Source organism: Pseudomonas sp. BLCC-B112 (genome assembly GCF_028550695.1).
Classification (GTDB): Bacteria; Pseudomonadota; Gammaproteobacteria; order Pseudomonadales; family Pseudomonadaceae; genus Aquipseudomonas; species Aquipseudomonas danubii.
The window spans coordinates 489,938-515,221 of sequence record NZ_JAQQGK010000005.1 but is presented as its reverse complement, the minus strand read 5'-3'; the positions used below and the strand labels follow the sequence as shown (position 1 = coordinate 515,221).

Sequence of the window (25,284 nt, the reverse complement as noted above, 5' to 3'; positions counted from 1 at the left end):
AACGCCGGAATTACGCCGTACTGACGGGAGGACCCTACTATTTTTGGGCTTTTCTGGCATAATCCGGCGCACTTTTTTCGCGGTAGTAGTGCGCGAGTTTCTACTACAAAACGTTTGGAGCACTCGGCCACTGGCCGACGGGGAACCTCATGACGCAAGCCAATAACGCCGTGTACACCGATCTGAGTGTGGATGATCTGGTCAAAGAAGCCCTGAACCGCGGTGAGGGCGAACTGGCCGATACCGGCGCTCTGGTGGTTCGCACCGGTCATCGTACCGGCCGTTCGCCAGTGGACCGTTTCATCGTTGAAGAGCCCACCACCCAGGACGCTATCGCCTGGGGCCCGATCAACCGCAAGTTCCCGGCGGCCAAGTTCGACGCCCTGTGGGACCGCGTTGAAGCCTACCTGGGCGAGCGCGAGCGTTTTGTTTCCCACGTGCATGTAGGTTCCGATCCGGCGCACTACCTGCCAGTGAAAATGACCACCGAGACTGCCTGGCACAACCTGTTCGGCCGTTGCCTGTTCATCAACCCCGAGCAGTACAACGCCGGTGGCAAAGACGAGTGGCAGATCCTCAACGCGCCAAACTTCGTTTGCGAGCCTGAGCGCGATGGCACCAACTCCGATGGCACCGTGATCCTCAACTTCGCGGCCAAGAAAGTGCTGATCGCCGGCATGCGCTACGCCGGTGAAATGAAGAAAGCCCTGTTCTCCGTGCAGAACTTCCTGCTGCCAGCTGCCGACGTGCTGCCAATGCACTGCGCCGCCAACATGGGCGAAGACGGCGACGTGACCCTGTTCTTCGGTCTGTCGGGCACCGGCAAAACCACCCTGTCCGCCGACGAAAGCCGTTACCTGATCGGTGACGACGAACACGGCTGGGGCGTGGGCGTGGTGTTCAACATCGAAGGCGGTTGCTATGCCAAGTGCATCGACCTGTCGGAAAAGAACGAGCCGGTGATCTGGAAAGCCATCCAGCACGGCGCCGTACTGGAAAACGTGGTGATCGACCCGGTCACCAAGAAAGCCGACTACGCCGACGACAGCCTGACCCAGAACAGCCGCGCTGCTTACCCGCGCGAGCTGATCGAAAAACGCGCACCGAAGAACCTCGGTGGCGAGCCTAATGCCGTGATCTTCCTGACCTGCGACCTGACCGGCGTACTGCCACCGGTGTCGATCCTCAGCGAAGAACAAGCCGCCTACCACTTCCTGTCTGGCTACACCGCGCTGGTGGGCTCGACTGAAATGGGTTCGGGCTCGGGCATCAAGTCGACCTTCTCCACCTGCTTCGGCGCCCCGTTCTTCCCGCGTCCGGCGGGCGAATATGCCGAGCTGCTGATCAAGCGCATCCGCGGCTTCGGCTCCAAGGTCTACCTGGTCAACACCGGCTGGACCGGCGGTGGCTACGGCGTGGGCAAACGCTTCAACATCCCCACCACCCGTGGCGTGATTGCAGCGATCCAGAGCGGCGCGCTGATCGGTGCCGAGACCGAGCACCTGGACATCGTCAACCTGGACGTGCCGAAAGCCGTACCGGGCGTCGAGACCGGCCTGCTCAACCCACGCAACACCTGGGCTGACAAAGCGGCCTACGACGAAGCCGCCAAGGCCTTGGCCGGCCTGTTCATCGAGAACTTCAAGAAGTTCGACGTGAGCGACGCGATCAAGGCTGCCGGTCCAAAGCTGTAAGCTTCGACCTGCCATGAAAAAGCCGCCCTTCGGGGCGGCTTTTTTGTACCTGCTATTTGAGATCGGAGCGGCTCAGGGCATGCGCAAGTGGGCGTGTTCCAACAGATCACAGCCGTCCTGCACCAACAGATAAAGCGCGTTGACGACGTGGGTGGTGTCTTTGCTGTCCGCCTGATCAAAGCTCAGGCAGGTGAGGGTTTCCAGTAAGTCGGAGGCCGCCCGTAGGCGTTGTCTTGCGCAGCTATGCAGGTCCAGGGCATCGGCCTGGGTATCGATTACTAGGGCCGCAGTGTCGGTGAAGTTGCTCTTGAGCGGTTGATAGCGGGTTCGATCAAGGTTCATTGCGTTCATGGTATGGGTCGCTTTAGGTCGTAAACAGATGCACCCGTGAGGAGTGGTGCGTTTTGCTGTTCTCGGGTGACCAAACCCGCTCGCTGTATCTTTCAGCGATGTCCGAACTATAGGCTCGATCGCTCAGTGCTCTCCATCAGCCCAATTCGACGCACTCTGTAGGGCAGGTCTTTTATGGGCTGCGAATAGCCCTTCGCCTCACGTCTTCAGGTGCAACACCAACGCCCCGAGCAACACCAGCACCACGCCAGTCACTTGCACCGCCGTCAGCCGCTCCTTGAAGAACACATAGCCCAGCACCGCAGCGATGCCGCCGGACAGGGTGCTGATCACCGTCACCACCGACACCGAGCCGCTCATGGCGCCCCAGGAAAAGGCGAAGAAGGCGCCCAGGTTCATCAGGCTGGTGGAGGCCAGCAGGCCGCAGTTCTTCAGCGGCGGGATCTTCAGCCCGTCCACGACTTTGAGCACCATCAGTAGCATCACGCCGCTGCCCACCGCGTAGCCCAGCCAGAGCATGCTGATCGGCCCCAGTTGCGGCAGGGTGTAGCGGCCCTGTAGCCAGAAGCTGGTGCCGTACAGAACGGCCGAGAGCAGGGCGAAGAAGATCGAGCGGCCGGCGGCGGTGCTGTGGGGCAGTTTGCTGTCCGAGTGCAGGCTGGAGAGGATGACGCCGATCACGCACAACAGGATGCACATGAGTTGCAGCAGGCTGATCTGTTCGCCGCTGGCCCAGGACAGCAGGGTGGTGACCACGCCGTAGGAGGTCACCAATGGGGCGACGATGGAGGCTTTGCCCAGGGCGAACGCCTTGCCCAGGGCCAGGGCGCCGGAGACGGTAAAGGCCGCGGCGACCACGCCCATCAGCCAGACTTGCGCGGGCGCGGCCAGGGCCTTGTAGAGGATGGCGGGAAAGATCACCAGCAGCAGGCTCATCAGGATGAACCCCAGGCTCTGGCTGAAGAACACTGCCCGTTTCACGCCCACGGCGCGGACGTTGAGCCCCACGAGAAAATCGGTGCCGCCCCAGAGCAGGGCGGCGAGCAAGCCCATCAATACGTCCACTGACTGTCCTTGTCGATTGACGGGTTGGCGGAGTCCAACGGCCGTGCTGTTTACTGCTGTGCGAGTCGAAACGCCGGGGCCATGCGTTCTTGTTCACGCCGGGACAGCCCCAGGGCCTGGGCCAGGGTGGGCCATTGGCGAACCACGCTCTGGCAGTGTTCGATGATGCCTTCTGCCTCTGCACGACCGAGGCGGAAATATGCCGCTACTTCCCTTGCCAGATCAAGGTCCAGCGCATTGTCGGCTTCGCTGATGTTGAGTTTCAGCCCGTTGGCGTGGGCGCAGGGGTTCATGTCGTAGGCCGGGGACAGGCGCCAGCCGCGTCCGGGTTCGAGCATGAAGCCATGGTTGCGCAGGTGGTCGTCGCTGTTGGACACCAGCAGGTTGAAGACCATGCGCGACCACAGTTCACGCAGGTCGGTACGGGTTTGCGCGCCGTGGGCGATCAGTACTTCGGCCAGTTCCAGGTAGCTGGCGCCGGTGGAGGCGTCGTCGCCGTCGCTGCGATCGGTGAGGGTCATGGCCGAGGCAAAGTGCAGCCGGCCGCCCGCTTCGGTGCGGTCGAAGCGCTTGACCATGAAACAGTGCTGGTCGCTGGCGAAGCGTTGCGCCATGGCCTCGGGAACCCGCAAGCCGCAGTGGCTGGCCAGGGCGTTGAGCAGCATCTCCCAGGCGCCGACGTCATGTTCGTCGCGGACGCTGGGAAACTTGGCGATCCACAGGTGGCCCTTGTCGTCGGCGACGCTGGCTTTGGGGCGGGCACCGCCCAGTGATCCCCCCGGTGCTATCAGCATGCGTAACCATTGGCCGCCGTCGGCGGCGCTGTTGTGCGGATCATTCTCCAGGGCGCGGCTGGCCTGTTCCAGGGCCCGCAGTTCGACGAAGGGTGGCGCCGCGAGGCCGTCGCGATCATCCAGGAACGGGCCTTGGTCATCGAGGCGGTAGCGTAGGGCGCCGACGCGATACAGATCGTGCACGCCCAGCAGCAGGTCGGCGTCCTGCAGGCGGGTGCCGGCAGGCGCCAGGCCTTCGCGGATGTCCCGTTCCAGCCGGCGTTGCATCAGCAGATGGCCCCAGCGATCGGGGCTTGAGTCGGCAAACACGCCAAAGCGGTTTTGCTGCTGGCTGCTGAATTGCCGGCCGGCGAATCGCCCGATGCGCGGGTCCAGGGTAATGCGGGTCAGCTCGGGATCGAGCAGCGCGGCAGGGTCATATTCGAACTCGAAGACGCTGGCAGCGCGGACGGTCCCGACATGCAGCCAGCCCAGTCGCCTTGGCCCGCCCAAAGACTCCCAATCGGCATAGACGGCGATCAGGGTCATGGCTCATCCATCCTTGGCGCGGGCTTTTTCGCGGGCTGCAGCAGGCTGCTCAGCGACTGGGTATTGATCGGGAAGTCCGCCGAGGGCGGCGCAGGGAGGATCGGTTCGGCCGCGGCTTCATGCAGGCTCAGGCCGGCAGCAGGCGCCTTGGCCGAACGCAGGCTGGGGGGCCGGCGCGCTTTGCCTGGCGCGTTGTTGTCTCCCGGCAAGAGCCGGGCATCTTGCAACTGGCGGCCCAGTTCATCGCGGGCTGCCAGTTGCTCCAGGTCTCTTTCCAGCCCCAGCACCTGCATCACCGACAGGTAGGCCCCCATGGTCACGCCGGACCCGCCCGATTCCAGGGAGCGCAGTGTGGTCAGTGACATGCCCGCGCGTTCGGCCACTTGCTTGGCGGTCAGCTTGCGCCGCAGCCGAGCCAGTTTCAGGCGTTCACCAAAGGCATCCAGCAGCTTGCTTGTGGCGGGCAGGAGTGGGGCGGTCTTCTTAGCCATATGCCATTATTCCGGGGTTTTCTAACTAAAACTGCCAGAATATTAGCACTTAATTGCGGGTGCGCCAGTTCGTTCCCGGGCGGGTCAGGGCGCTGCCGCGGATGTTGTTCGAGGTTGGATTTGACCCTGCCGGGGTTAGAGCGCTTCCAGCACCTGGGTGTCCCAGCGCTGTTGCCTGATCGCCTGGTACAGCATGCCGATGGTCAGCGGCACCTTGTCGCCCCGGCCCTTGGCCCGGCGTTTCTGAAATGGGTCGAAGCCTTCTGGCTGGAAGTAGCGATAGCTGTCGAAGTCGACAAAATCGATCACGAACTGCTCTTCCAGGGCCTGCAGCAAATGCCGGGCATCGGCGCCGTCGCAGCCCAGGTCGAGGTTGATGGCGGTGCTCAGGCGCAGGGTCTTGCGCTCGGGTAGGCCGATTTCTTCATGCAGCAACTGCAGCAGTTGGCGCATGGTGGCGTCGTCGGGAAAGCTGGGGGCCAGTTGCATGATCGGAGTTCACTTGCGGCGTTTGAGAAGGTGGAGTGTACGGTGATTCTCCGGCTGAGTTGCAAGTCACCAAGTGGTTGCGCCAGCGGGCCATTTCGAGAGATCGGCACTGTTTTTTTGCCCGGTATTTCCCTGGTTGGACCGAGCATTGGCGGGCAAAACTGTGTATGGTTCGCCGCTGGCTGGTGGGCCGGGGCAGAGGCCCGGTCACCCTTATTTACAGGGATTTTGTTATGGCTTTTTTTCGCCTTGCGGCGCTGTTGTGGCTAGGGATGCTGGCGAGCTCGGTACAGGCTCAGGCGCTGTCGATCCAGGTGCTGGATGCGCTGGCCAAGGGCGCGCCGCTGGCCGATGCCCAGGTGCAGGTGCAACAGGGCGCGACTCAGGTTGCAGGCAGCACCGATGCCCAGGGCCGGGTCACCCTGACGGCTCAGGTGGCCGATTCGCCGGCCAGTGAGTTGCTGATCCGTAAAACCGGCTACGCCGACCTGCGGGCCAAGTGCCCGTGCCAGGGGTTGAATTACGCCCTGAGTCCGCTGCTGGACAACCCGGAAAGCCTGCGAATAGTGCTGAGCTGGAGCGAGCCGGGGGAGGACCTCGATGCCCATCTGAGTTATCCCCACAAGCTGTTGTACTTCGCCACCGGCAAGGGGCCCGGAGCTCGCCTGGAATCGGACAGCAGCGACAGCAGCCGCCCGGAAACCATCACCATCGACCAGCGTGTGCCGGGCGACGCCTACGTCTTTGCCGTGCACGACTTCACCAACAGCACCAGCTACGAAGCGTTGCGCCTGGGCCGCAGCCAGGCGCGGGTCTTTGTCTATAAAGGCCCTGCGCTGATCCGCAGCTACCGCGTGCCGCAGAACCGCAAGGGCAATCTGTGGGTGGTGTTTCGCCTGACCGCCGATGGCCGCCTGCAGGATATCGATCGGCTGCTGCTAGGCAGCGAGGAGCCGGAATCGGTCATGAGCGTGCTCGACCCGCTGCTGGAAAATGCCAAGTCCATCGATGAAGTGGTGGGCGCGGACTTCGGGCCGGTGGATGCCAAGAGCCTCAACCTTAAAGGCGAGGAGTCCTACCGCAAGGGCGATTTCGGCGGGGCGCGGATCCTCTACAGCGAAGCCATCGAGCTCGACCCGGGCTTTGCCCAGGCCTACAGCAACCTGGCCCTGGCCAATCGCAAGAACAGCCGCCCCGACGACGCCATAGCCGCGGACCGCAAGGCCATCGCCCTGGCCAGTGGCCCGGCCGCATCGACCATTCGCGCCAGTGCCTACTACGACATGGCGCGCATCTATGAAGACGCCGGGCAGTTGGCCATGGCGCTTGAGCACTACCACAAAGCCCGGGAACAAAAGGCCAACCCGGTGTATGACAAGGCCATTGAGCGGCTGCAAAACCGCTGATCACACAGGCAGAAGTTATCTCCACAACGCGCCGACAGTGGCGCGTTGTGCATTTATGGAGGTTGGTATGCGAATTGGTGTTCTCCCCTGGCTGCTGGCGCTGTGTCTGTCCAGCGGCGTGGCCCGGGCGGCCGGGCCGCAGGTGTTCGCCACCATCGACCGCAGTGGCTGGCCGAATGCCCTGACCAGCACGGCGGAATTCGACACCGCCTCACGGGGCGAGATTCTGATGTTCGGCAAAGCGCTGCTGGCCAGCGAAGCCTTGGACGAACAAGCCTTGAAGCAGCGGCTAGGAGTCAGGCAACTGGATCTGAAGTCAGTGAATCAGGTGCGCCAGCGCTTCTGGGAGTTGCTGTTGAACAACTACCGCTTGGCCAGCCGGGACTGTGAAGGTACGCCGTTCTGCCTCCCTGTACGCAATCTCGGTGAGCTGCGGCAACTGGTGGCCAGTTTTACCGGGGAGAGTAAATCCACTTATGGGGCGTGGGCCGAGGCCAGCACCCGGTTTCATCAGCAGTACCTGAACGAGCAACTGCGCCTGGCGGCGCTGTTCCCCATCGTCAGCAGCGAGATCCAGCGCATGGGGCCGACGGAACGCCTGGGGGACGAGCTGGCGGACCGGGAGTTTCTGCTGACCTTCGATGACGGGCCGAGCCTGCGGGGTGGGCATACCGATCAACTGATCGATGTGCTGCGATCCAAGGATCTGCATAGCCTGTTCTTTGTTCTGGGGGACTCGTTTCAGGCGCGCCTGAGTCAATCTTCGGCAGGGCAGATGCGCCAGTTGTACGATGGCCAGTGTGTGGGCGTACACGGTTGGGAACACAAGTCCCACGCCTCGTGGAGCGAGTGGCAGCATTCGGTGATCCACAGCGCAAACCTGGCCAACCGCACTCTGGCGGATGAATACCAGCCGCTGTTTCGTCCGCCCTATGGGCAGCGACGCGCTGACAGTGCCGACTTCTTCAAGGCCCAGGGGCTGCAACTGATGCTGTGGAACATCGACTCCCAGGACTGGAGCAAAAAGGTCAGCGCCGCAGCAGCAGCCCAGCGGGTGCAGACCCTGATGCTGCTCTGGCGGCGCGGCATCATCCTGTTCCATGACACCCACGCCAAGGCCGCCCAGGCGGTGCCGGCACTGCTTGAGGCCAATCGGCACAATGGTGTGCGATGGCTGGACTGCCGAACCTTGCGCTAGGCCCAGGCTCCCTTTTGTCGGCCAGCCGACTCCTGGGTAGGAGCCGGCTTGCCGGTGAAAGTGCTCCCGCCCGGTATCATCCGGTATCTGTTTTCCTGCGACCTTTTCTCGAACCGCCGACCTGTGCCGCTAGTCTTCAAGGACAGGTCAGCGGTCAAAGGAGTGACCCTTATGCACAGCACCCTCGAACAGGTCTTCGGTTATCCACAGTTTCGTCCGGGTCAGGAGGCCGCAGTCAGTGCGGTGCTGGCTGGGCGCTCGGCGGCGGCAATCTTTCCCACCGGCTCCGGCAAGTCCCTGTGCTACCAATTGCCGGCCTTGCTGCTGCCGCACCTGACTCTGGTGGTCTCGCCGCTGCTGGCGTTGATGCAGGATCAGTTGGCCTTTCTCCAGCGTCATGGCATTGCCGCCGCCAGCATTGATTCGGCCCAGAGCCGCGATGCAGCCAATGACGTCATGGCCCGGGCCCGCTCCGGTGAACTGAAGATCCTGATGATCTCGGTGGAGCGTTTGAAGAACGAGCGCTTCCGCAATTTCTTGCAGCAGGTGCCCATCTCCCTGCTGGTGGTGGACGAGGCCCACTGCATCTCCGAATGGGGCCACAACTTCCGTCCCGACTACCTGAAACTGCCGGACTACCAGCGCCAGTTCAACATTCCCCAGGCCCTGCTGCTGACGGCCACGGCGACGCCCAAGGTGATCGCCGATATGCAGGCCAAGTTCGCCATTGATGCTGCCGACGTGGTGACCACCGGCTTCTACCGGCCCAACCTCAACCTGCTGGTGGAACCGGTGCGCGGCGCGGACAAGCGCCGGCGCCTGGTGCAGTGGATGGGTGAACGGGCCGGGCAGCCAAGCATTGTCTACGTGACCCTGCAAAAGACCGCCGAACAGATCGCCGAGCACTTGAGCCGCCAGGGTATCGCCGCCGAGGCCTACCACGCGGGTCTGCCCCACGATCAGCGCGAGTCGATCCAGCGCCGGTTCATGGAAGGGCGCAGTAACTGCATCGTCGCCACCATCGCCTTCGGTATGGGCATCGACAAGAGCGACATCCGTAACGTGGTGCACTTCGATCTGCCCAAGTCCATCGAGAACTACAGCCAGGAAATCGGCCGCGCCGGGCGCGACGGCCAGCCTTCGGACTGCCTGGTGCTGGCCAACCGCGACAGCCTCAACGTGCTGGAGAACTTCGTCTATGGCGACACCCCGGAGTTGAGCGGCATCCGCTGTGTGCTGGATGAACTGCAGGCCTCGGTGGCGGAAGGACAATGGGAGTTCCTGCTCGGGCCCCTGGCGGACCAGAGCAACATCCGCCAGTTGCCGCTCAAGACCCTGTTGGTGCAGTTGGAACTGCGGGGCCTGATCGCCCCACGCTATGCCTATTTCGCCGAGTACCGCTTCAAGTTGCTGCTGGAGCCCGAGGCCTTGCTGGCGCGTTTCGAAGGCGAGCGCCGGGACTTTGTCCAGGCCATCATCAACACCTCCAGCCGGGCCCGGACCTGGGCCACGGTGAATTTCGACGCGCTCTACGAGCAGTACCAGGCGCCGCGCAACCGGGTGGTCAAGGCCCTGGATTATTTCCAGGAGAAGGGTTGGGTGGAGCTGGAAAGCAAGCAGATGACCGAGGTCTACAGCCTGCTGCAAACCCACTTCGATGCCGCTGCCTTGAGCACTGATCTGCATGCTTATTTCACCCGGCACGAAGGCAGCGAAATAGCGCGGATTCACGCCATGCTCGACCTGTTCGCCACCGAACAGTGCCTGGGGCAACGCCTGGCGCAGTATTTTGGTGACGATCAGGCGCCCCAGCGTTGTGGGCATTGCTCGGTCTGTCACGGCCAGGTGGCACGACTGCCGGAGCCACCCGCGTTGCCCGCGCTTGTGGATAAAAACTTCAACGGGTTGTGCGGCGATTTTATCCACAGGCATCAGCAGCACACCGGCGATGTGCCGGGCGCAGAGCGGCTGACGCGCTTTCTCTGCGGCATCAGCGTGCCTTTGTTCACCAAGCTCAAGGCCCGCAGCATTCCCGGGTTCGCGGCACTGGAGGACTATCCATACGCTGCCGTGCGTGAGTGGTGCGAGGCTCATCTGGCCGCCTGACAAGCCACCGGTGCAATGGACGCAAAAGGGTTTGCCCAGGCTTGGCTGTCTGCGGTGAAATGCCGGGCGATCAACCGATCGCCCGGCCTTCAATCCAAGGGAGAGAGCCCCGATGTCCGAGCCTATGCCGCAACGTGGCGACTATCGCCACTTCCAGCCGATCATCACCCGCTGGCACGACAACGACGTCTACGGCCATGTGAATAACGTCACCTACTACAGCTTCTTCGACACGGCGGTGAACACCTACCTGATCGAACAGGGCGGCCTGGATATCCATGATGGCGAGGTGGTGGGATTCGTGGTCAGCTCGGCCTGCGACTACTTTGCGTCCATCGCCTTTCCCGAACGTATCGAGATCGGCCTGCGGGTCGGCAAGCTGGGCAACAGTTCGGTGCAGTACGAACTGGCGGTGTTCAAGGCGGGAGAGGCGGATGCCTGTGCGGCTGGACGTTTCGTCCATGTATTCGTCGATCGGCGGTCGAACCAGCCGGTGCCGATTCCGCCCGCATTGCGAGCGGCTCTGGAGCGCCTGCTGCTGGCGTGAACTTCGATACTCGATCTCAACCCCGGCACTGGCACTTGTAGCCGCTGCCGAAGGCTGCGATCGGCTCCGCAGGAGACGCCAAACCTGAATCCGCGGGGCAACTGACCCACCGCAGCGCCTGGCTTGGCGAGGCCTGCGGCCTCGTGCGCAGCCTGCGGCAGCGGCTACAGGGCGGGGGGTCAGTCGCGATAGTGACGGTGCTTGCGATGCCCGTAGGCATGGCCACGGCCACGGTGGCCGTCGCGGTAGTAGCGGCGGTCATCGCGACCACGGTAGTCGCGATCTTCCCGGGCGCTTTCGTTGCCCATGTAGTTGCCCAGTGCACCGCCGGCGCCACCGCCTGCCGCGGCGCCGATCAGGCTGCCGGTATTGCCGCCCATGCTGCGGCCTACCACGTTGCCGCCGGCTGCGCCCAGGGCGCCACCAATGGCTGCCTGGCCACGGCTGCGTTTGTCCGCACCCACCGCGCTACCGCCGGCACCGCCCAGGGCCGCACCAATGGCCGAACCGGTGTTGCCGCCGATCTGCTGACCGACCACCGAGCCTAGAACCCCACCCAATGCGCCGCCCACACCAGCTTCAACGGTGCCACCGGCAGAGGCAACGCCGCTGACCAGGCCAAGGGACAACAAGAGAATCGAGGAGAACTTCATACAGGAGCCTCAAAGGGATGACGGCGCGATCCTGAGGCCGGGCCACGCCGCTTACAAACGAAATCCGACGAATAGCACGAGTTGTACACAATCTCGTAACTTACTGTTTTTATTGTGGAACTTAAGTGAATTTCGCCGGTCTTTAGTTACTTCGGAATGGCCGCTTTGTTAACAAAGCGGCCTTTTTTGTGCCTGCGGTTCAAGGCTGCGCAGCGGCTTTCGCCGGCAAGCCGGCTCCTACGATTCACGCGCTAACTGTAGGAGCTGGCTTGCCAGCGCAGAGGCCCTCAACTCATGAATCAGGCCGAGCGAGCCATGATCAGGCCGTTGTCGCTGGCCGCCTCAAGGCGGATGGCGATGAACTTGGACGTCGGGGTGTGGCTGCCGTCGCCGGTGCTTTCCAGGGGCACCAGCGGGTTCACTTCCGGGTAGTAGGCTGCAGCCTGGCCGGCCGGGATGTCGAAGGCCAGCAAGGTGAAGCCCTTGACCCGACGCTCGCGGCCGTCATCCCACAGGGAAACGATGTCGGCTTTCTGCCCCGGCTTGAAGCCCAGGCGGATGATGTCCGCTTCGTTGGCGAACAGCACGTCGCGCTGGCCCTTGACCCCGCGGTAGCGGTCATCGAGGCCGTAGATGGTGGTGTTGTACTGATCGTGGGAACGCATGGACTGCAGGATCAGATCCGGCAGTTGGCCGGTGGCCCGGGTGCGTTCGTGGATCAGGTCCTTGGGCAGCAGGTTGGCGCGGAAATTGGCCCGACCCGAAGGGGTGTTCCACTGGCGCGAACCGGCGCTGTTGCCCAGGTAGAAACCGCCCGGGTGCTTGAGTCGTTCATTGAAGTCCTTGAAGCCGGGAATGGTATCGGCGATCAGGTCGCGGATACGCCCGTAATCCGCCGCCAGCCAGTTCCAGTCCACCGGCTGGCTGCCCAGGGTCGCGGCAGCCATGCCCGCGACGATCCACGGCTCGGAGCGCATCTGCGACGACAGTGGCTGCAATTGGCCGTTGGAGGCGTGGACCATGCTGAAGGAGTCTTCCACGGTCACCGCTTGCGGGCCGCCGGCCTGCAGGTCGATGTCGGTGCGACCCAGGCACGGCAGGATCAGCGCGTCCTTGCCGTGGGCCAGGTGGCTGCGGTTGAGCTTGGTGCTGATCTGCACGGTGAGGTCGCAATTGCTCAGGGCCTGGAAGGTCCGCGGGCTGTCCGGGGTGGCCTGGGCAAAGTTGCCGCCCAGGCCGATGAACACCTTGGAGCGGCCTTCGAGCATGGCGTGGATCGCCTCGACCACGTTGTGGCCGTTGTCGCGCGGCACTTTGAACTGGAAGCGCCGCTCCAGGGCATCGAGGAAGGCCACCGGCGGGCGCTCGTTGATGCCCATGGTGCGGTCGCCCTGCACGTTGCTGTGGCCACGCACCGGGCATAGCCCGGCGCCGGGCTTGCCGACGTTGCCCCGCAGCAGCATCAGGTTGGCGATTTCCTGGATGGTCGGCACCGAGTGGCGGTGCTGGGTGATGCCCATGGCCCAGCACATGATCACGTTCTTGCCCTTGGCGTACATGCGCGCTGCCTGCTCGATTTCCACCAGGGTCAGGCCGGACTGCTCGACTATCTGCTCCCAAGGGGTGTCGTCGAGGGTGCCCAGGTAATCGAGGACGTGGGCGGTGTGGGCATTGAGGAAGTCGTGGTCGAACACCGATTCTGCGCCGGCTTTCTGCGCATCGCGTTCCCATTGCAGGAGGAACTTGGCCATGCCGCGCAGCAGCGCCATGTCGCCGCCCAGGGCCGGGCGGAAGTAGGCGGTGTTGGTCGGGCGATTGCCGTTGGTGAGCATTTCGAGCGGGTTCTGCGGATGCTGGAAGCGTTCCAAGCCACGCTCTTTTAGCGGGTTGATACACACCACTTGGGCACCGCGTTTCACCGCTTCGCGCAGCGGTTCGAGCATCCGCGGGTGGTTGGTGCCGGGGTTCTGGCCCCAGACGAAAATCGCGTCCGCATGTTCGAAATCGTCGAAGGTCACGGTGCCTTTGCCGACCCCGACGCTTTGCGCCAGGGCTACGCCGCTGGCCTCGTGGCACATGTTCGAACAGTCGGGGAAGTTGTTGGTGCCGTAGGCGCGGACGAACAGTTGATACAGGTACGCCGCTTCGTTGCTGGCCCGGCCCGAGGTATAGAACTCGGCCATGTCCGGGCTGGGCAGGTTGTGCAGGTGCTGGGCGATCAGGCTGAAGGCGTTTTCCCAGCTGATGGGTTGGTAGCGGTCGGTTTCGGCGTTGTAGCGCATCGGCTCGGTCAGCCGGCCCTGGTACTCCAGCCAGTAATCACTTTGTTCCAGCAGGGAGGTGACGCTGTGCTTGGCGAAGAAGGCCGCGTCTACCCGGCGCTTGGTGGCTTCCCAGTTCACCGCCTTGGCGCCGTTCTCGCAGAATTTGACCATGCCGCTTTCCGGCGAATCGCCCCAGGCGCAGCCCGGGCAGTCGAAGCCGCCGTTCTGGTTGGTCTTGAGCATCATGCGGATGTTCTTCAGGGCGTTGTCGCTGGTCAGCCAGGCCAGGGCCACGCTGATCAGGGCACCCCAGCCACCGGCCGGGCCCTTGTAGGGCTTGTAGCGGGCAACGGGTGTCTGATCGGCTTGGTTGTGTGTACTCACAGGGGTTCTCCATCGCGGGGCTGTGGACCCGCGGCGCACGGTTCTGCGGCAGGTGGACAAGGTTGAGGCGGTGATGACGCGGCCATTGCCCGGCCTGGCGGGTGTCTGCGCTGGCGGGCGCTCAAGGCGTCTGTGGGTCTGGCTGGCGCCGAGCGCGAGGGCGGGAGTTGCCTGGGCTGGCATTGAATGAGGGACCAGCGGCCATCGGGTCCCAAGACTAAGCGCGGCATTGTGTCGCGTCTAATTGCTAGTACTGATCTATTGATAGATGGCGTCGATCAAGAAGGGCTGAAGGATTCCTGGTAGAGGGTAAAGCAGGCTTGCGCCAGGGCTGAGCGCGGCGCGCTGCGGCGCATGATCAGGCCCAGGCGGGCCAGGGTTTGGGCGTCGGCGATGGGATGCAGGCGCAAGTGTTCGGTGACGATCTCCAGGCCGCTGTCCAGGGGCATCACTGCGCAGCACAGGCCGCCGTGGACCATGCGCAGTAATTGATGGACGGCATCGGTCTGCAGTACCGGTTGCGGCTGCAGCCCGCGAATGTGGAAGTGGTGGTCGATGGACTGGCGAAAGTGCATGCCGCTGGTGAGCAGGCCCAGGGGCAACTCGATCAGCGCCTCCCAGCTCAAGGGCTGTTCGCCGAAGCTGAAATACCGCTGGTCATAGAGCAGGCCCATGTGGGTCGGGTCCAGGGTCAGGAAGTCGAAGTGCTCGCTGTCCAGGCGATCCAGGTAGGACACGCCCAGGTCCAGACGATTGCTCGCCAACTGTTCGAGGATCTGCTCCGAGCTCAGTGACGAGAGTTCGAAGCGCAGGTTCGGGTGTTCGGCATGCAGGCGCTGCATCAACGGCAGAGGGTCGAAGCTCGACAGCGGCACCACCCCCAGGCGCAGGGTGCCCACCAGATTGCCCCGGCACGCGGCGGCCTCTGCCAGCAAGCCGTCATAGGCGGTCATGACGCTCCGGGCCCAGGCCAGCACCCGTTCGCCAGGAGCGGTAAAGCCTTCGAAGCGCTGGCCACGGTTGACCAGGGGCAGGTCGAGTTCTTCCTCGAGGCTGCGCAGGCGCATGGACAGGGTTGGCTGGGTGATATGACAGCGCGCGGCGGCCTGGCCGAAGTGGCGGGTTTCGTCGAGGGCGATGAGGAATTTCAGCTGCTTGAGGTCCATCTTCGCTCCGGAGCGGCAAAAGGCCGGGATTCTACCGTGGTGGCTGGGCCTTGGGTCATTGGTCGCCCGGGAACCTCATTGTTCCAGGCTGGTCTAGTCTTTCGCGTCTGGATCTATCAACCAAGGAGTGTGCGACATGAGCATTTTCAGCTTTGTGAAAGAAGCCGGTGAAAAACTGATCGACCTGCTGACCCCGGGCAATGCCAATGCCAGCGAGCAGCTCAAGGAGCACATCGAAAAGGTCGGCCTGGGCAATCCCAATGTCCATGCCACGGTGGAAGGCGACAAGGTGATCGTCAGCGGTGAGGTGGCGAGCCAGGAAGAGAAGGAAAAAATCCTTCTGGCCCTGGGCAACATCGCCGGTGTCAGCAGTGTCGAGGACCAGATTACGGTGACCGGTCCCGTGGTGGTTTCTGCGGTGTTCGTCACCGTGAAGAAGGGCGATACCCTGAGCGCCATCGCCAAGGTGCAATACGGCGACGCCAACAAGTACAACAAGATCTTCGAGGCCAACAAGCCGCTGCTGTCCCACCCGGACAAGATCTACCCGGGCCAGGTGTTGCGCATCCCTGAATGATCGACCCTCTTCGCCGGCGATGCCGCTCCCAGTGCCGGAGCGGGATCGCCCGCGAAGGGTTTCACAGCCCTTCGATCAGTTCCCGGTAATCTCCCACCGCCGCGAACTCCGCCGTATCCTTCGGCCCTTTGCGGCTGTCCGGCTGGCTCACCGCGAGCAACTGCGCTACGCCGAAATCCCGCGCGCTGCGCAGAATCGGCAGGGTGTCGTCGATAAACAGGCTGCGGGCCGGATCGAACTGAATATCGGCCTGCAGTGCATCCCAGAACTGTGGATTCTCCTTGGGGAACCCGTAGTCGTGGGAACTGATCAGGCGCTCGAAGTAAGGCGCCAGCTCGATCCGCTCCAGCTTCAATGACAAGGAATCACGATGAGCGTTGGTGATCAGGATCACCCGCTTGCCGGCTTTCTTGATCGCCGCGAGAAAGGTGTCGGCATCCGGTCGCAGGGCGATCAGGTGAGCCGTCTCCAGCTTCAGTTCACGCACCGAGAGCGCAAGCTCGGTACTCCAGAAGTCCAGGCAATACCACTGCAATTGGCCAGCGTTGCGTTCGAACAGCGGTTGCAGTTCCAGCTCGGCCATGGCCAGGCTGACCCCGTGCAACTCGGCGTAGCGCTGGGGCAAGTGTTCCATCCAGAAGTGGTTGTCGTAGTGCAGGTCCAGCAGGGTGCCGTCCATATCCAGCAGGACGGTATCGATATCGCACCAGGGCAGCAGGGCCATTGAACACTTCTCCAGCGGTAAGAAAACAGTCTGTATAGTAACCCGCTATCGCCAAGGAGCCCGCTATGCGCCAGAAACCCACTGTACTCGCCCGCGAGATCGTCGCCACCAGTCGTCTGTTCTGTGTCGAAGAGGTGCAGTTGCGGTTTTCCAATGGCGTCGAGCGCACCTATGAGCGCCTGGTAGGCAAAGGGGCGGGTTATGGCGCGGTGATGATCGTGGCCATGCTCGATGCCGAGCATGCGGTGCTGGTGGAGGAGTATTGCGGCGGTACCGACGCCTACGAACTGTCACTGCCCAAGGGCCTGATCGAGCCGGGTGAAGATGTGCTGGCGGCGGCCGAGCGTGAACTCAAGGAGGAAGCCGGGTTTGGCGCGCGGCAACTGGAGCATCTGACCGAGCTGTCGCTGTCCCCGGGCTACATGAGCCAGAAGATCCAGGTGGTGTTGGCCACCGATTTGTATGAAGAGCGCCTGGAGGGCGATGAGCCGGAGCCGATGCGGGTCGACAAGGTCAACCTGCGCGAGCTGGCCAGCCTGGCGCAGAATCCTCAATTCAGCGAAGGCCGGGCCCTGGCCGCGCTGTACCTGACCCGCGACCTGCTGAGCCAGCGCGGAGCCTTTCCAGCATGAGCATGAACGCGATGAATTTTCCCCATCCTTTATTGGCGCCGGTGGCCGAGCTGGCCTTGCGCGCTGGCGATGCGATCCTGCCGTTCTGGCGCGCCGACGTGGCGGTCAACCACAAGGCTGACGAGTCGCCGGTGACCGCCGCCGACCTTGCGGCCCATCACTTGATCGTGGCTGGCCTGACGGCGTTGGACCCGAGCATCCCGGTGCTGTCCGAAGAAGATGCCGACATTCCCCAGACCACTCGGGCCGGTTGGCAGCGCTGGTGGCTGGTGGACCCGCTGGATGGCACCAAGGAGTTCATTTCCGGCAGTGAAGAGTTCACCGTCAACATCGCCCTGATCGAAGAGGGGCGTGTGGTGTTTGGCGTGGTGTCGATGCCCACCAATGGCCGTTGTTATCTCGGTGGTGCTGGCCTTGGCGCCTGGCGTGTGGATCAGGGGCAGGCGCCGCAAGCGATCCAGGTGCGTGAACAGCCAGGTGTTGGCGAGGCCTTTACCGTGGTGGCCAGTCGGCGCCATTCGAGCCCGGAGCAGGAGCGCTTGTTGGGTGGCTTGAGTGCTGCCCTGGGTGAATTGCAATTGGCCAATATCGGCAGCTCGCTGAAGTTCTGCCTGCTGGCCGAAGGCGCGGCGGACTGTTATCCGCGCCTGGCGCCGACTTCCCAATGGGACACCGCGGCGGCCCAGGGTGTACTCGAAGGGGCGGGTGGCGAAGTGCTGGATCTTGCCGGTGCGCCGTTCTGCTATCCACCGCGGGAGTCATTGCTCAACGGCTTCTTCCTGGCGCTGCCGGCCAAGGCTCCGTGGCGCGGCAAACTGCTGGAGCTGGCCCGCGCCTGATCGCCCCACGGCGACTTGCCTCTGCCACCTTTTGTGTAGGAGCCGGCTTGCCGGCGAAGGGGCCCTTGAGCCCTGTGCAAGCATTTCCGGCCTCTTCGCTGGCAAGCCAGCTCCTACAGATTTGAGCAGGTTGCGAAACGGGTCAGCGGTGCAGGACGTACTGACCGGCAAAGCGTACGGCGTCGTCTTCGCTGCCGACGTTGACCACACGGCTGTGCAAGGTCAGGCGGGCACGACCGTGGCGCTGGTACATCGCAAGGAACTTCTTCCAGAGCTTGTCATCAGGCGCGGTGCAGATCGCCACCGCATCGCCGGTGACCGGTAGCGGGTAACTGATCTGCCCTTCCTGGATGACGATATGCCCGTCATCTATCCCTTCTTCCTTGAGCCGCAAATGCAGCCAGCCCCAACCGGCCAGCACCGCACCGCAGTACAGGCTGCCGCCGAACATGGTGCTCTTGTGGTTGACGTTGGCGTCCAGCGGCAGTTGCAGGCGCAGTTGCTGCGCCTGCCAGTCGAGCACCTTCAGGCCCATGTCCCGGGTCAGGGGAATGTCGTGGTGAAGGATGGATTCCAGGTAGCGACTGTCGCGGTTCATGCACGGGCCTCAAGGGACGAAGGGTTGACGGTGCGGCTCATTCGGATTCATCGCTGGAGTGGCTGGCGCCGCCGTCGGCGAAGCTCAAGCCGTGTTTGCGCAGCTTGTCGTGCAGGGTCTTGCGTGGAATGCCCAGGGCCTGGGCAAGGCTGCGCATCGAACTGTGGGGTTGCGTCAGTTCGGCGGCGATCAGGCTCTTTTCGAAGTGTTCCACCTGTTCGCTCAGACCGCCGGCAATCAACGTCGGGGAGGCGATGGCAGCCTGCTCCGGCTCGTTGTTGTCCAGGGCCAGTTCCAGACCCAGGGCGAAGCGCTCAGCAGCGTTCTGCAGTTCCCGCACGTTGCCCGGCCAGCTATGGCGCAACAGCAGGGCACGATGCCCGGGTTGCAGTTCCTGGGGTGGCAGGCCGTGGCGGGTACTGGCCTCGTCGGCAAAGTGCTGGAACAGCATCAGTATGTCCTCGCCTCGCTCGCGCAGTGGCGGAATGCGCAACGGGGCCACGTTCAGGCGGTAGTAAAGGTCGGCGCGGAAGCGGCCCTGGTCCGCGGCCTGGCGCAGGTCTTCCTTGGTCGCGGCGATGATGCGGATGTCCAGGGGGATCAGCTGGTTGCCCCCCAGGCGTTCCACCACCCGCTCCTGCAGCAGGCGCAGCAGCTTGACCTGGACATCCAGGCTCATGCTTTCGATTTCGTCGAGGAACAGGGTGCCGCCGTTGGCGAATTCGAACTTGCCGATGCGGCGTTTCTGCGCGCCGGTGAAGGCTCCCGGTTCGTGGCCGAACAGTTCGCTTTCCACCACCGACTCGGCCAATGCTCCGGCGTTGATCGCCACGAACGGCCCGTTGCGCCGCCCCGAGAGGTCATGCAGGGCGCGGGCTACCACTTCTTTGCCGGCGCCGGTTTCACCCAGGATCAGCACATCGGCGCGGGTCGCCGCCAGGGCGCCGATCTGCTGGCGCAGACGCAGCATCGGCGCTGACTGACCCACCAGCCGCGCGCTCAGTTCCTGGCGGTCGCTGAGGGCCAGGCGCAGGCTGCGGTTGTCCAGCACCAGGCGCCGCCAGTCCAGGGCGCGGCGCACACTATCGAGCAGGGCATCGCTGGCGAAGGGCTTTTCCAGAAAGTCATAGGCACCGGCGCGCATCGCCTGCACGGCCAGGGGCACATCGCCGTGACCGGTGATCAGCAGCACTGGCAGCTCGGGGTCCTGGGCATGCAATTGGTTGAGCAGTTCCAGGCCATCCATGCCGGGCATGCGGATGTCGCTGACCACCACCCCCGGCCAGTCCCGCTCCAGGCGCGGGGCCAGGCCCTGGGCCTCGGCCAGGGACAACACCTTGAGCCCGGCCAGGTCCAGGGTCTGGCTCAGGGCCTGACGCAGGTGCGGATCGTCGTCGATCAACACCACTTGCAGCTGAGGGTCGAGGCTGTCGGGACGGGTCATCGGTCACTTTCCAGGTCGTGTCGTGGCCAGCATTGTTGGGCCGGGCGTGGTGGCTAACGAGTTGTCGCTGCGTTTCATACCCCGCGATCCTCGGAGGGCTGCAGGCTCACGCCGGGGGCCCCGGCACGCAGGCGCAGGGTGATCAGGGCGCCGCCTTCACGGTGGTTGGCGAACGACAGTTCACCGCCAAAGGCGCGCATCAGGGTGTCGCAGATCGCCAGGCCCAGGCCCAGGCCCTGGGTCCGTGTCTTGGTGGTGTAGAACGGCTCGCCGGCGCGGCCCAGCGCCTCCATGCAGAAGCCCGGGCCGTTGTCGCGGATGTACAGATTGACGCCTGTGGCGGTGGACTCGGCACTCAGCCAGAGTTTGCGCGGCGGGCCCTTTTCGGTCAGGGCGTCGAGGGCGTTGGCCAGCAGGTTGCCGAGGACCTGGCGCAGGCGGGTTTCCCCGGCCTCGACCCACAGGGTAGCGGCTGGCAGGTCGCGGATCAGCTCCACTTCCATGGCCCGGCGACGCTTGGCCAGCAGGGCCAGGGCATCGTCCAGGGCCGGTTGCAGGGCGACGCTTTCCGGGGCGTGGTGATCGCGCCGGGCGAAGGCCCGCAGGTGGGCGATGATCGAGGCCATGCGCCCGGTCAGTTCGCTGATCAGCTTGAGGTTGCCCCGGGCGTCATCGGTGCGTTGGTGGTCCAGCAGCACTTCGGCGTTTTCCGCGTAGCTGCGGATGGCGGCCAGGGGCTGGTTGAGTTCGTGACTGATGCTCGCCGACATGGTGCCTAGGGCCGAGAGCTTGCCGGCCTGGACCAGATTGTCCTGGGCGCGCACCAGTTCCTGTTGGGCGGTTTCGCGTTCCAGCACTTCCTGTTTCAAGCGCCGGTTGAGGCTCTCCAGATCGCTGGTGCGTTCGGCTACGCGCCTTTCCAGCTCACGCCGGGCCTTGGCTTCGAAGGCGATCCGCTCCAGGTAGTGGCGGCGGCGCTGCATCATCAGGCCGAGCAGCAGCATCAGCACCAGCAGCGCAGCGGCGCCGACCGCCACCACGGTGCGCACCGGGCGATCGATCAGGGTGCGCGGGGCGAGGATGCTGACGCTCCAGCGGGTTTCCTCGATCTGCTGGGTCTGGGTCAGCCAGGCATCGGGATTGAGGCTCAGTGGGCGCGGATCTCGGGTTGGGTAGGGCTGGATGGCGACGATGGCCTGGCGTTCCTCGTCGCTCAGTGGTCGGGTCGCACGAAAGCGCCATTCAGGACGCGAGGTGAGGATCACCACACCATTGTGGTCGGTCAGCAGCAATTGTTCCGGGGTCTTGCCCCACAGGCTTTCGGTATGGTCCAAGTCCACCTTGACCACCAGCACGCCCAGCATCCGTTCGCCGTCGCGTACTGCAGCGGCGAAGAAGTAGCCACGCTTGGCCGAGGTGGTGCCCTGGCCGAAGAACCGTCCCAGGCGTCCGGCCATGGCTTCGCTGAAATAGGGGCGGAAGGCGAAATTGCGCCCGACGAAACTGTCGTGCTTGTCCCAGTTGGAGGCCGCCAGGGTCTTACCGTTGGTGTCCATCAGGTACATGACTTCGGCGCCGGTCTGGGCGCTGATGTTTTTCAGCAGGCGGTTGGCGTTGCCCTGGGTCACGCCGTCGTCCGGGGCCCCCAGCACCGCCCGCAGCGCCGGCAGGTCGCCGAGGATCTGCGGCAGCACTTCGTAGCGGTGCAGGGTGCCCAGCAGGTTGGCCACGTAGAGGTCGAGGGTCTGGCGATTCTGGCTGGTCAGCTCGTTGCGATAGTAGCGCTCGGCCAAGTGCTCCAGCGGCCACAGCAACGGCGCCAGGCACAGGGCCAGCAGGGCCAGGCTGCGCCAGCGGGGACGACGGGGAAGAGGTGCGGTCATGGAAAGGGCGCCTGTGGATACAGGCGCATTATGCCTAGCCCTGCTCGGCAAGACACTCGCGCAGTGCGCTGCGCCAGTCCGGCTGGGTCACGCCCCATTCCCGAGCCAGGCGGCTGCAGTCCAGGCGTGAGTTCAGCGGCCGGGGAGCCGGGGTCGGGTAAGCACTGGAGGGGATGGCTTCGAGCACCGCACAAGGCTTGTCCAGGGCCAGCAACTGCTCGCCGATGGCCTGGGCGAAACCGAACCAGGAGGTCTCGCCGTGGGCGGTGAGGTGATAGGTGCCCCAGGCGCCTTGATTCCCGGACTGCCAGCGTTCGATCAGGGCGCGCGTGCTGTTGGCGATGGTGCCGGCCCAGGTGGGCGCGCCGATCTGGTCGGCCACCACCCGCAGCTCGGGTCGTTCCTGCAGCAGGCGCTGCATGGTCAGCAGGAAGTTCTTGCCATGGCTGGAATAGACCCAGCTGGTGCGCAGGATCAGGTGCTGGCCCTGTACCAGGTTGATGGCCCGTTCGCCCGCCAGCTTGCTCTGGCCGTAGACCCCCAACGGATTGGGCTCGTCCTCCTCTACATAGGGCGTGTCCTTGTGGCCATCGAACACGTAGTCGGTGGAGTAGTGAATCAGTGGCACACCCAGTGCCCGGGCTTCCTCGGCGAAGATCCCGGGGGCCGTGGCGTTGATCGCAAAGGCCAGCTCCGGCTCGCTTTCGGCCTGATCGACGGCGGTGTGGGCGGCGGCGTTGATGATCAGATGCGGAGCAATGGCGCGGACCTGCTGGCGAATCTGTTCCGGGTGGCTCAGGTCCAGTTGGTCTCGACCAAGGACCACCAGTTCGCCCAGGTCGCCGAGCCGCTGCTGCAGCTCGCGGGAAACCTGGCCGTGCTGGCCGCTGATGAGGATTTTCAGGGGAGTGCTCATGGGAACAGATCGGCCTCGACCAGCAGGCTGCCGGCCTGATCCTTGGCGGACAATTGCGGGGGCTCGGTGAGTTCCCAGTCAATGGCCAGGGTCGGATCGTCCCAGCGAATGCTGCGCTCGGCGGCGGGATTGTAATAGTCGGTGGTCTTGTAGAGGAACTCGGCAAAGTCGCTGAGCACCACGAAACCGTGGGCGAACCCTTCGGGAACCCAAAGCTGGCGATGGTTCTCGGCCGAGAGGCGTACGGCGACCCATTGACCAAAGTGTGCTGAGCTGCGACGGATATCGACAGCCACATCGAGCACTTCGCCCTGTGTCACGCGTACCAGTTTTCCCTGGGTGTTCTGCAACTGATAGTGCAGGCCACGCAGCACGCCTTTTTGCGAGCGTGAATGGTTGTCCTGAACGAACTGAGTATCCAGGCCGGTGGCGTCGGCGAAAGCCTTGGCATTGAAACTCTCGTAGAAAAACCCACGCTCGTCGCCGAACACCTTGGGCTCGATGATCAGCACGCCGGGCAGGTCGGTGGGAATGATCTTCATTGCGTCTCCCCGGCCAGGGTGAAGAGGTACTGGCCATAGCCGGTCTTGCCAAAGTAGGCGGCGCGCTCCAGCAGATGCTCACGGCTGATCCATTGGTTCTGGTAGGCGATTTCCTCCAGACAGGCGACCTTCAAACCCTGACGGTGCTCGATGGTCTGCACGTACTGCGAGGCCTCCAGCAGGCTATCGTGGGTGCCGGTGTCGAGCCAGGCAAAGCCCCGGCCAAAGCGCTCCACATGCAGATCGCCACGCTTGAGGTAGGCGTTGTTGACGTCGGTGATCTCCAGTTCGCCACGGGGCGACGGCTTGACTGCCTTGGCGATCTGCACCACGTCGTTGTCATAGAAATACAGACCCGTGACCGCGTAGCTGGATTTCGGTTTCTTGGGTTTCTCTTCGATGGACAGGGCGCGGCCTTCGCTGTCGAAGTCGATGACCCCGAAGCGCTCCGGGTCCTTGACCCAGTAACCGAACACCGTAGCGCCGGAGCTGCGCTTGGCGGCAGCGCACAGCTGTTCGCCGAAGTACTGTCCGTGGAAGATGTTGTCGCCCAGGATCAGGCACACCGGGTCATTGCCGATGAACTCTTCGCCGATCAGGAACGCCTGGGCCAGGCCATCCGGTGAAGGTTGTTCGGCATAGCTCAAGCGCACGCCGAACTGGCTGCCGTCACCCAGCAGGTTGCGGTACTGCGGCAAGTCCTGGGGGGTGGAGATGATCAGGATGTCCTGGATGCCGGCCAGCATCAGTACCGAGATCGGGTAATAGATCATCGGCTTGTCGTAGATCGGCAGCAGTTGCTTGGAGACACCGAGGGTGATGGGGTGCAGACGGGTGCCGGAGCCGCCCGCCAGAACAATGCCTTTAATCATGCAATCAGATCCTTGATGTCGGTGGAACCCAGGCGTTCGCCCTGGTAGCTGCCGTCCTGTACTCGACGGCACCACTCGAGGTTTTCCAGGTACCACTGCACAGTCTTGCGCAGTCCGCTGGTGAAGGTTTCTTCCGGCACCCAGCCCAGTTCCCGCTCGATCTTGCCGGCATCGATGGCGTAGCGCAGGTCGTGGCCCGGGCGGTCCTGGACGAAGGTGATCAGGTCGGCGTAGTGGGCAACGCCCGGGGGTTTTTGCGGGGCCAGTTCTTCCAGCAGGCTGCAGATGCCGCGTACCACGTCGATGTTCTTCTGCTCGTTATGGCCGCCGATGTTGTAAGTCTCGCCGACCACACCCTCGGTCACCACCTTGTACAGCGCCCGAGCGTGATCCTCGACATACAGCCAGTCGCGCACTTGCTGGCCATTGCCATAGACCGGCAGCGGCTTGCCTGCGAGGGCGTTGAGAATCACCAGGGGGATCAACTTCTCGGGAAAGTGGAACGGGCCATAGTTGTTGGAGCAGTTGGTGATCAGCACCGGCAGGCCATAGGTACGCTGCCAGGCGCGGACCAGATGGTCGGACGCAGCCTTGCTGGCGGAGTAGGGCGAACTGGGGGCGTAGGGCGTGGTTTCGGTGAACAGGTCGTCGACGCCGTGCAGGTCGCCATAGACCTCGTCGGTGGAAATATGGTGGAAGCGCAAAGCGGCCTTTTCCGCTTCAGGCAGTTTCTGCCAGTAAGCGCGGGTTGCCTCCAGCAGGCTGTAGGTGCCGACGATATTGGTCTGGATGAAGTCGGACGGCCCGTCGATGGAGCGGTCGACATGGGACTCGGCCGCCAGGTGCATGATCGCGTGGGGCTGGAAGCGTGCGAGCACCGCACTGACGGTGGCCTGGTCGACGATATCGGCCTTGACGAATTCGTAGCGGCTGTCGCTGGCGATGCTGTGCAGCGACTCCAGGTTGCCTGCGTAGGTCAGTTTGTCGAGGTTCAGCACTTCGTGTTCTGTGTGCTGGATCAGATGGCGGACCAGAGCCGAGCCGATGAATCCGGCTCCGCCGGTGACGAGAATGCGCATGTTGGAGGGCCTGTGTCCTTGAAAACGATCATTTACTGCAAA

General features: G+C 63.6%; 24 protein-coding genes and 1 pseudogene. 8 read left to right on the top strand and 17 right to left on the bottom strand.

Annotated elements, in window-relative coordinates:
* Positions 1–149 precede the first annotated feature (149 nt).
* Positions 150–1,694, top strand: coding sequence for a phosphoenolpyruvate carboxykinase (locus PQT43_RS16220; protein WP_060837041.1), 1,545 nt, complete (start codon positions 150–152; stop codon positions 1,692–1,694).
* A 72-nt stretch (positions 1,695–1,766) separates the two neighbouring features.
* Here the strand turns inward: PQT43_RS16220 and PQT43_RS16215 are convergent, their stop codons facing one another.
* The 5 genes from PQT43_RS16215 to PQT43_RS16195 all read right to left on the bottom strand — a co-directional run bounded on the left by PQT43_RS16215 (position 1,767) and on the right by PQT43_RS16195 (position 5,412).
* Positions 1,767–2,045 carry a hypothetical protein gene (locus PQT43_RS16215; protein WP_253084385.1) on the bottom strand — a complete coding sequence of 93 codons (279 nt, stop codon included), beginning with the start codon at positions 2,043–2,045 and terminating at the stop codon, positions 1,767–1,769.
* Positions 2,046–2,243: 198 nt separating this feature from the next.
* Complete coding sequence (locus PQT43_RS16210; RefSeq protein WP_181433902.1) at positions 2,244–3,098, bottom strand: DMT family transporter; 855 nt, start codon at positions 3,096–3,098, stop codon at positions 2,244–2,246.
* A gap of 62 nt (positions 3,099–3,160) precedes the next feature.
* Positions 3,161–4,432: a type II toxin-antitoxin system HipA family toxin gene (locus PQT43_RS16205; protein WP_253084384.1), complete on the bottom strand. Its 1,272-nt coding sequence runs from the start codon at positions 4,430–4,432 to the stop codon at positions 3,161–3,163.
* The gene (locus tag PQT43_RS16200; protein ID WP_253084383.1) at positions 4,429–4,923 is read right to left on the bottom strand and encodes a helix-turn-helix domain-containing protein; all 495 of its coding nucleotides are present in this window, start codon (positions 4,921–4,923) and stop codon (positions 4,429–4,431) included. The genes PQT43_RS16205 and PQT43_RS16200 overlap by 4 nt, the downstream gene beginning before the upstream one ends.
* Before the next feature lie 135 nt (positions 4,924–5,058).
* On the bottom strand, positions 5,059–5,412 hold the full coding sequence (locus PQT43_RS16195) for a DUF1493 family protein (protein ID WP_253084382.1): 354 nt from the start codon (positions 5,410–5,412) through the stop codon (positions 5,059–5,061).
* Between the two features lie 233 nt (positions 5,413–5,645).
* On the opposite strand from PQT43_RS16195, the gene PQT43_RS16190 reads away from it, so the two are divergent.
* The 4 genes from PQT43_RS16190 to PQT43_RS16175 all read left to right on the top strand — a co-directional run bounded on the left by PQT43_RS16190 (position 5,646) and on the right by PQT43_RS16175 (position 10,669).
* Positions 5,646–6,818, top strand: coding sequence for a YfaP family protein (locus PQT43_RS16190; RefSeq protein WP_272754294.1), 1,173 nt, complete (start codon positions 5,646–5,648; stop codon positions 6,816–6,818).
* 67 nt (positions 6,819–6,885) lie between these two features.
* Positions 6,886–8,016: a polysaccharide deacetylase family protein gene (locus PQT43_RS16185; protein WP_272754293.1), complete on the top strand. Its 1,131-nt coding sequence runs from the start codon at positions 6,886–6,888 to the stop codon at positions 8,014–8,016.
* 171 nt (positions 8,017–8,187) lie between these two features.
* Positions 8,188–10,122: a RecQ family ATP-dependent DNA helicase gene (locus tag PQT43_RS16180; RefSeq protein WP_253084380.1), complete on the top strand. Its 1,935-nt coding sequence runs from the start codon at positions 8,188–8,190 to the stop codon at positions 10,120–10,122.
* Positions 10,123–10,234: 112 nt separating this feature from the next.
* Positions 10,235–10,669: an acyl-CoA thioesterase gene (locus tag PQT43_RS16175; protein WP_102862668.1), complete on the top strand. Its 435-nt coding sequence runs from the start codon at positions 10,235–10,237 to the stop codon at positions 10,667–10,669.
* 179 nt (positions 10,670–10,848) lie between these two features.
* Here PQT43_RS16175 and PQT43_RS16170 read toward each other — a convergent pair whose 3' ends face one another.
* From PQT43_RS16170 to PQT43_RS16155, 4 genes and pseudogenes are all read right to left on the bottom strand, one after another.
* On the bottom strand, positions 10,849–11,322 hold the full coding sequence (locus tag PQT43_RS16170; RefSeq protein WP_102862669.1) for a YMGG-like glycine zipper-containing protein: 474 nt from the start codon (positions 11,320–11,322) through the stop codon (positions 10,849–10,851).
* A gap of 299 nt (positions 11,323–11,621) precedes the next feature.
* Positions 11,622–13,970: an FdhF/YdeP family oxidoreductase gene (locus PQT43_RS16165; protein ID WP_272754292.1), complete on the bottom strand. Its 2,349-nt coding sequence runs from the start codon at positions 13,968–13,970 to the stop codon at positions 11,622–11,624.
* A 4-nt stretch (positions 13,971–13,974) separates the two neighbouring features.
* Positions 13,975–14,067: pseudogene (locus PQT43_RS16160) on the bottom strand (formate dehydrogenase accessory sulfurtransferase FdhD); the annotation flags it as partial.
* A 181-nt stretch (positions 14,068–14,248) separates the two neighbouring features.
* Positions 14,249–15,136, bottom strand: a complete 888-nt coding sequence (locus PQT43_RS16155; protein ID WP_102862671.1) for a LysR family transcriptional regulator — start codon at positions 15,134–15,136, stop codon at positions 14,249–14,251.
* Between the two features lie 136 nt (positions 15,137–15,272).
* On the opposite strand from PQT43_RS16155, the gene lysM reads away from it, so the two are divergent.
* Positions 15,273–15,713, top strand: coding sequence for a peptidoglycan-binding protein LysM (gene lysM, locus PQT43_RS16150; protein ID WP_102862672.1), 441 nt, complete (start codon positions 15,273–15,275; stop codon positions 15,711–15,713).
* A 61-nt stretch (positions 15,714–15,774) separates the two neighbouring features.
* Here lysM and yrfG read toward each other — a convergent pair whose 3' ends face one another.
* Positions 15,775–16,437 (bottom strand): GMP/IMP nucleotidase, encoded by a 663-nt coding sequence (gene yrfG / locus PQT43_RS16145; RefSeq protein ID WP_267269229.1) that lies wholly within the window; start codon positions 16,435–16,437, stop codon positions 15,775–15,777.
* Between the two features lie 65 nt (positions 16,438–16,502).
* Between yrfG and nudE the strand changes: the two genes are divergently transcribed.
* Both nudE and cysQ read left to right on the top strand, forming a co-directional pair.
* Positions 16,503–17,069 (top strand): ADP compounds hydrolase NudE, encoded by a 567-nt coding sequence (nudE, locus tag PQT43_RS16140; RefSeq protein ID WP_102862674.1) that lies wholly within the window; start codon positions 16,503–16,505, stop codon positions 17,067–17,069.
* Positions 17,070–17,080: 11 nt separating this feature from the next.
* The gene (gene cysQ / locus PQT43_RS16135) at positions 17,081–17,908 is read left to right on the top strand and encodes a 3'(2'),5'-bisphosphate nucleotidase CysQ (RefSeq protein WP_267270013.1); all 828 of its coding nucleotides are present in this window, start codon (positions 17,081–17,083) and stop codon (positions 17,906–17,908) included.
* A gap of 142 nt (positions 17,909–18,050) precedes the next feature.
* On the opposite strand, the gene PQT43_RS16130 is transcribed toward cysQ, so the two are convergent.
* The 7 genes from PQT43_RS16130 to rfbB form a co-directional block, all read right to left on the bottom strand.
* A complete protein-coding gene (locus tag PQT43_RS16130) occupies positions 18,051–18,506 on the bottom strand; it encodes a thioesterase domain-containing protein (protein ID WP_110651137.1) in 456 nt (151 codons plus the stop codon).
* A 37-nt stretch (positions 18,507–18,543) separates the two neighbouring features.
* Positions 18,544–19,950, bottom strand: a complete 1,407-nt coding sequence (locus PQT43_RS16125; protein ID WP_253084378.1) for a sigma-54-dependent transcriptional regulator — start codon at positions 19,948–19,950, stop codon at positions 18,544–18,546.
* A 74-nt stretch (positions 19,951–20,024) separates the two neighbouring features.
* Complete coding sequence (locus PQT43_RS16120; protein ID WP_253084377.1) at positions 20,025–21,833, bottom strand: sensor histidine kinase; 1,809 nt, start codon at positions 21,831–21,833, stop codon at positions 20,025–20,027.
* Positions 21,834–21,867: 34 nt separating this feature from the next.
* Complete coding sequence (gene rfbD / locus PQT43_RS16115) at positions 21,868–22,749, bottom strand: dTDP-4-dehydrorhamnose reductase (RefSeq protein ID WP_253084376.1); 882 nt, start codon at positions 22,747–22,749, stop codon at positions 21,868–21,870.
* The gene (gene rfbC / locus PQT43_RS16110; RefSeq protein WP_253084375.1) at positions 22,746–23,291 is read right to left on the bottom strand and encodes a dTDP-4-dehydrorhamnose 3,5-epimerase; all 546 of its coding nucleotides are present in this window, start codon (positions 23,289–23,291) and stop codon (positions 22,746–22,748) included. The genes rfbD and rfbC overlap by 4 nt, the downstream gene beginning before the upstream one ends.
* Positions 23,288–24,163, bottom strand: a complete 876-nt coding sequence (rfbA, locus tag PQT43_RS16105) for a glucose-1-phosphate thymidylyltransferase RfbA (protein ID WP_221809947.1) — start codon at positions 24,161–24,163, stop codon at positions 23,288–23,290. Before rfbA ends, rfbC begins: the two co-directional genes overlap by 4 nt.
* Positions 24,160–25,242 carry a dTDP-glucose 4,6-dehydratase gene (rfbB, locus tag PQT43_RS16100; RefSeq protein WP_267269230.1) on the bottom strand — a complete coding sequence of 361 codons (1,083 nt, stop codon included), beginning with the start codon at positions 25,240–25,242 and terminating at the stop codon, positions 24,160–24,162. The genes rfbA and rfbB overlap by 4 nt, the downstream gene beginning before the upstream one ends.
* Positions 25,243–25,284 lie beyond the last annotated feature (42 nt).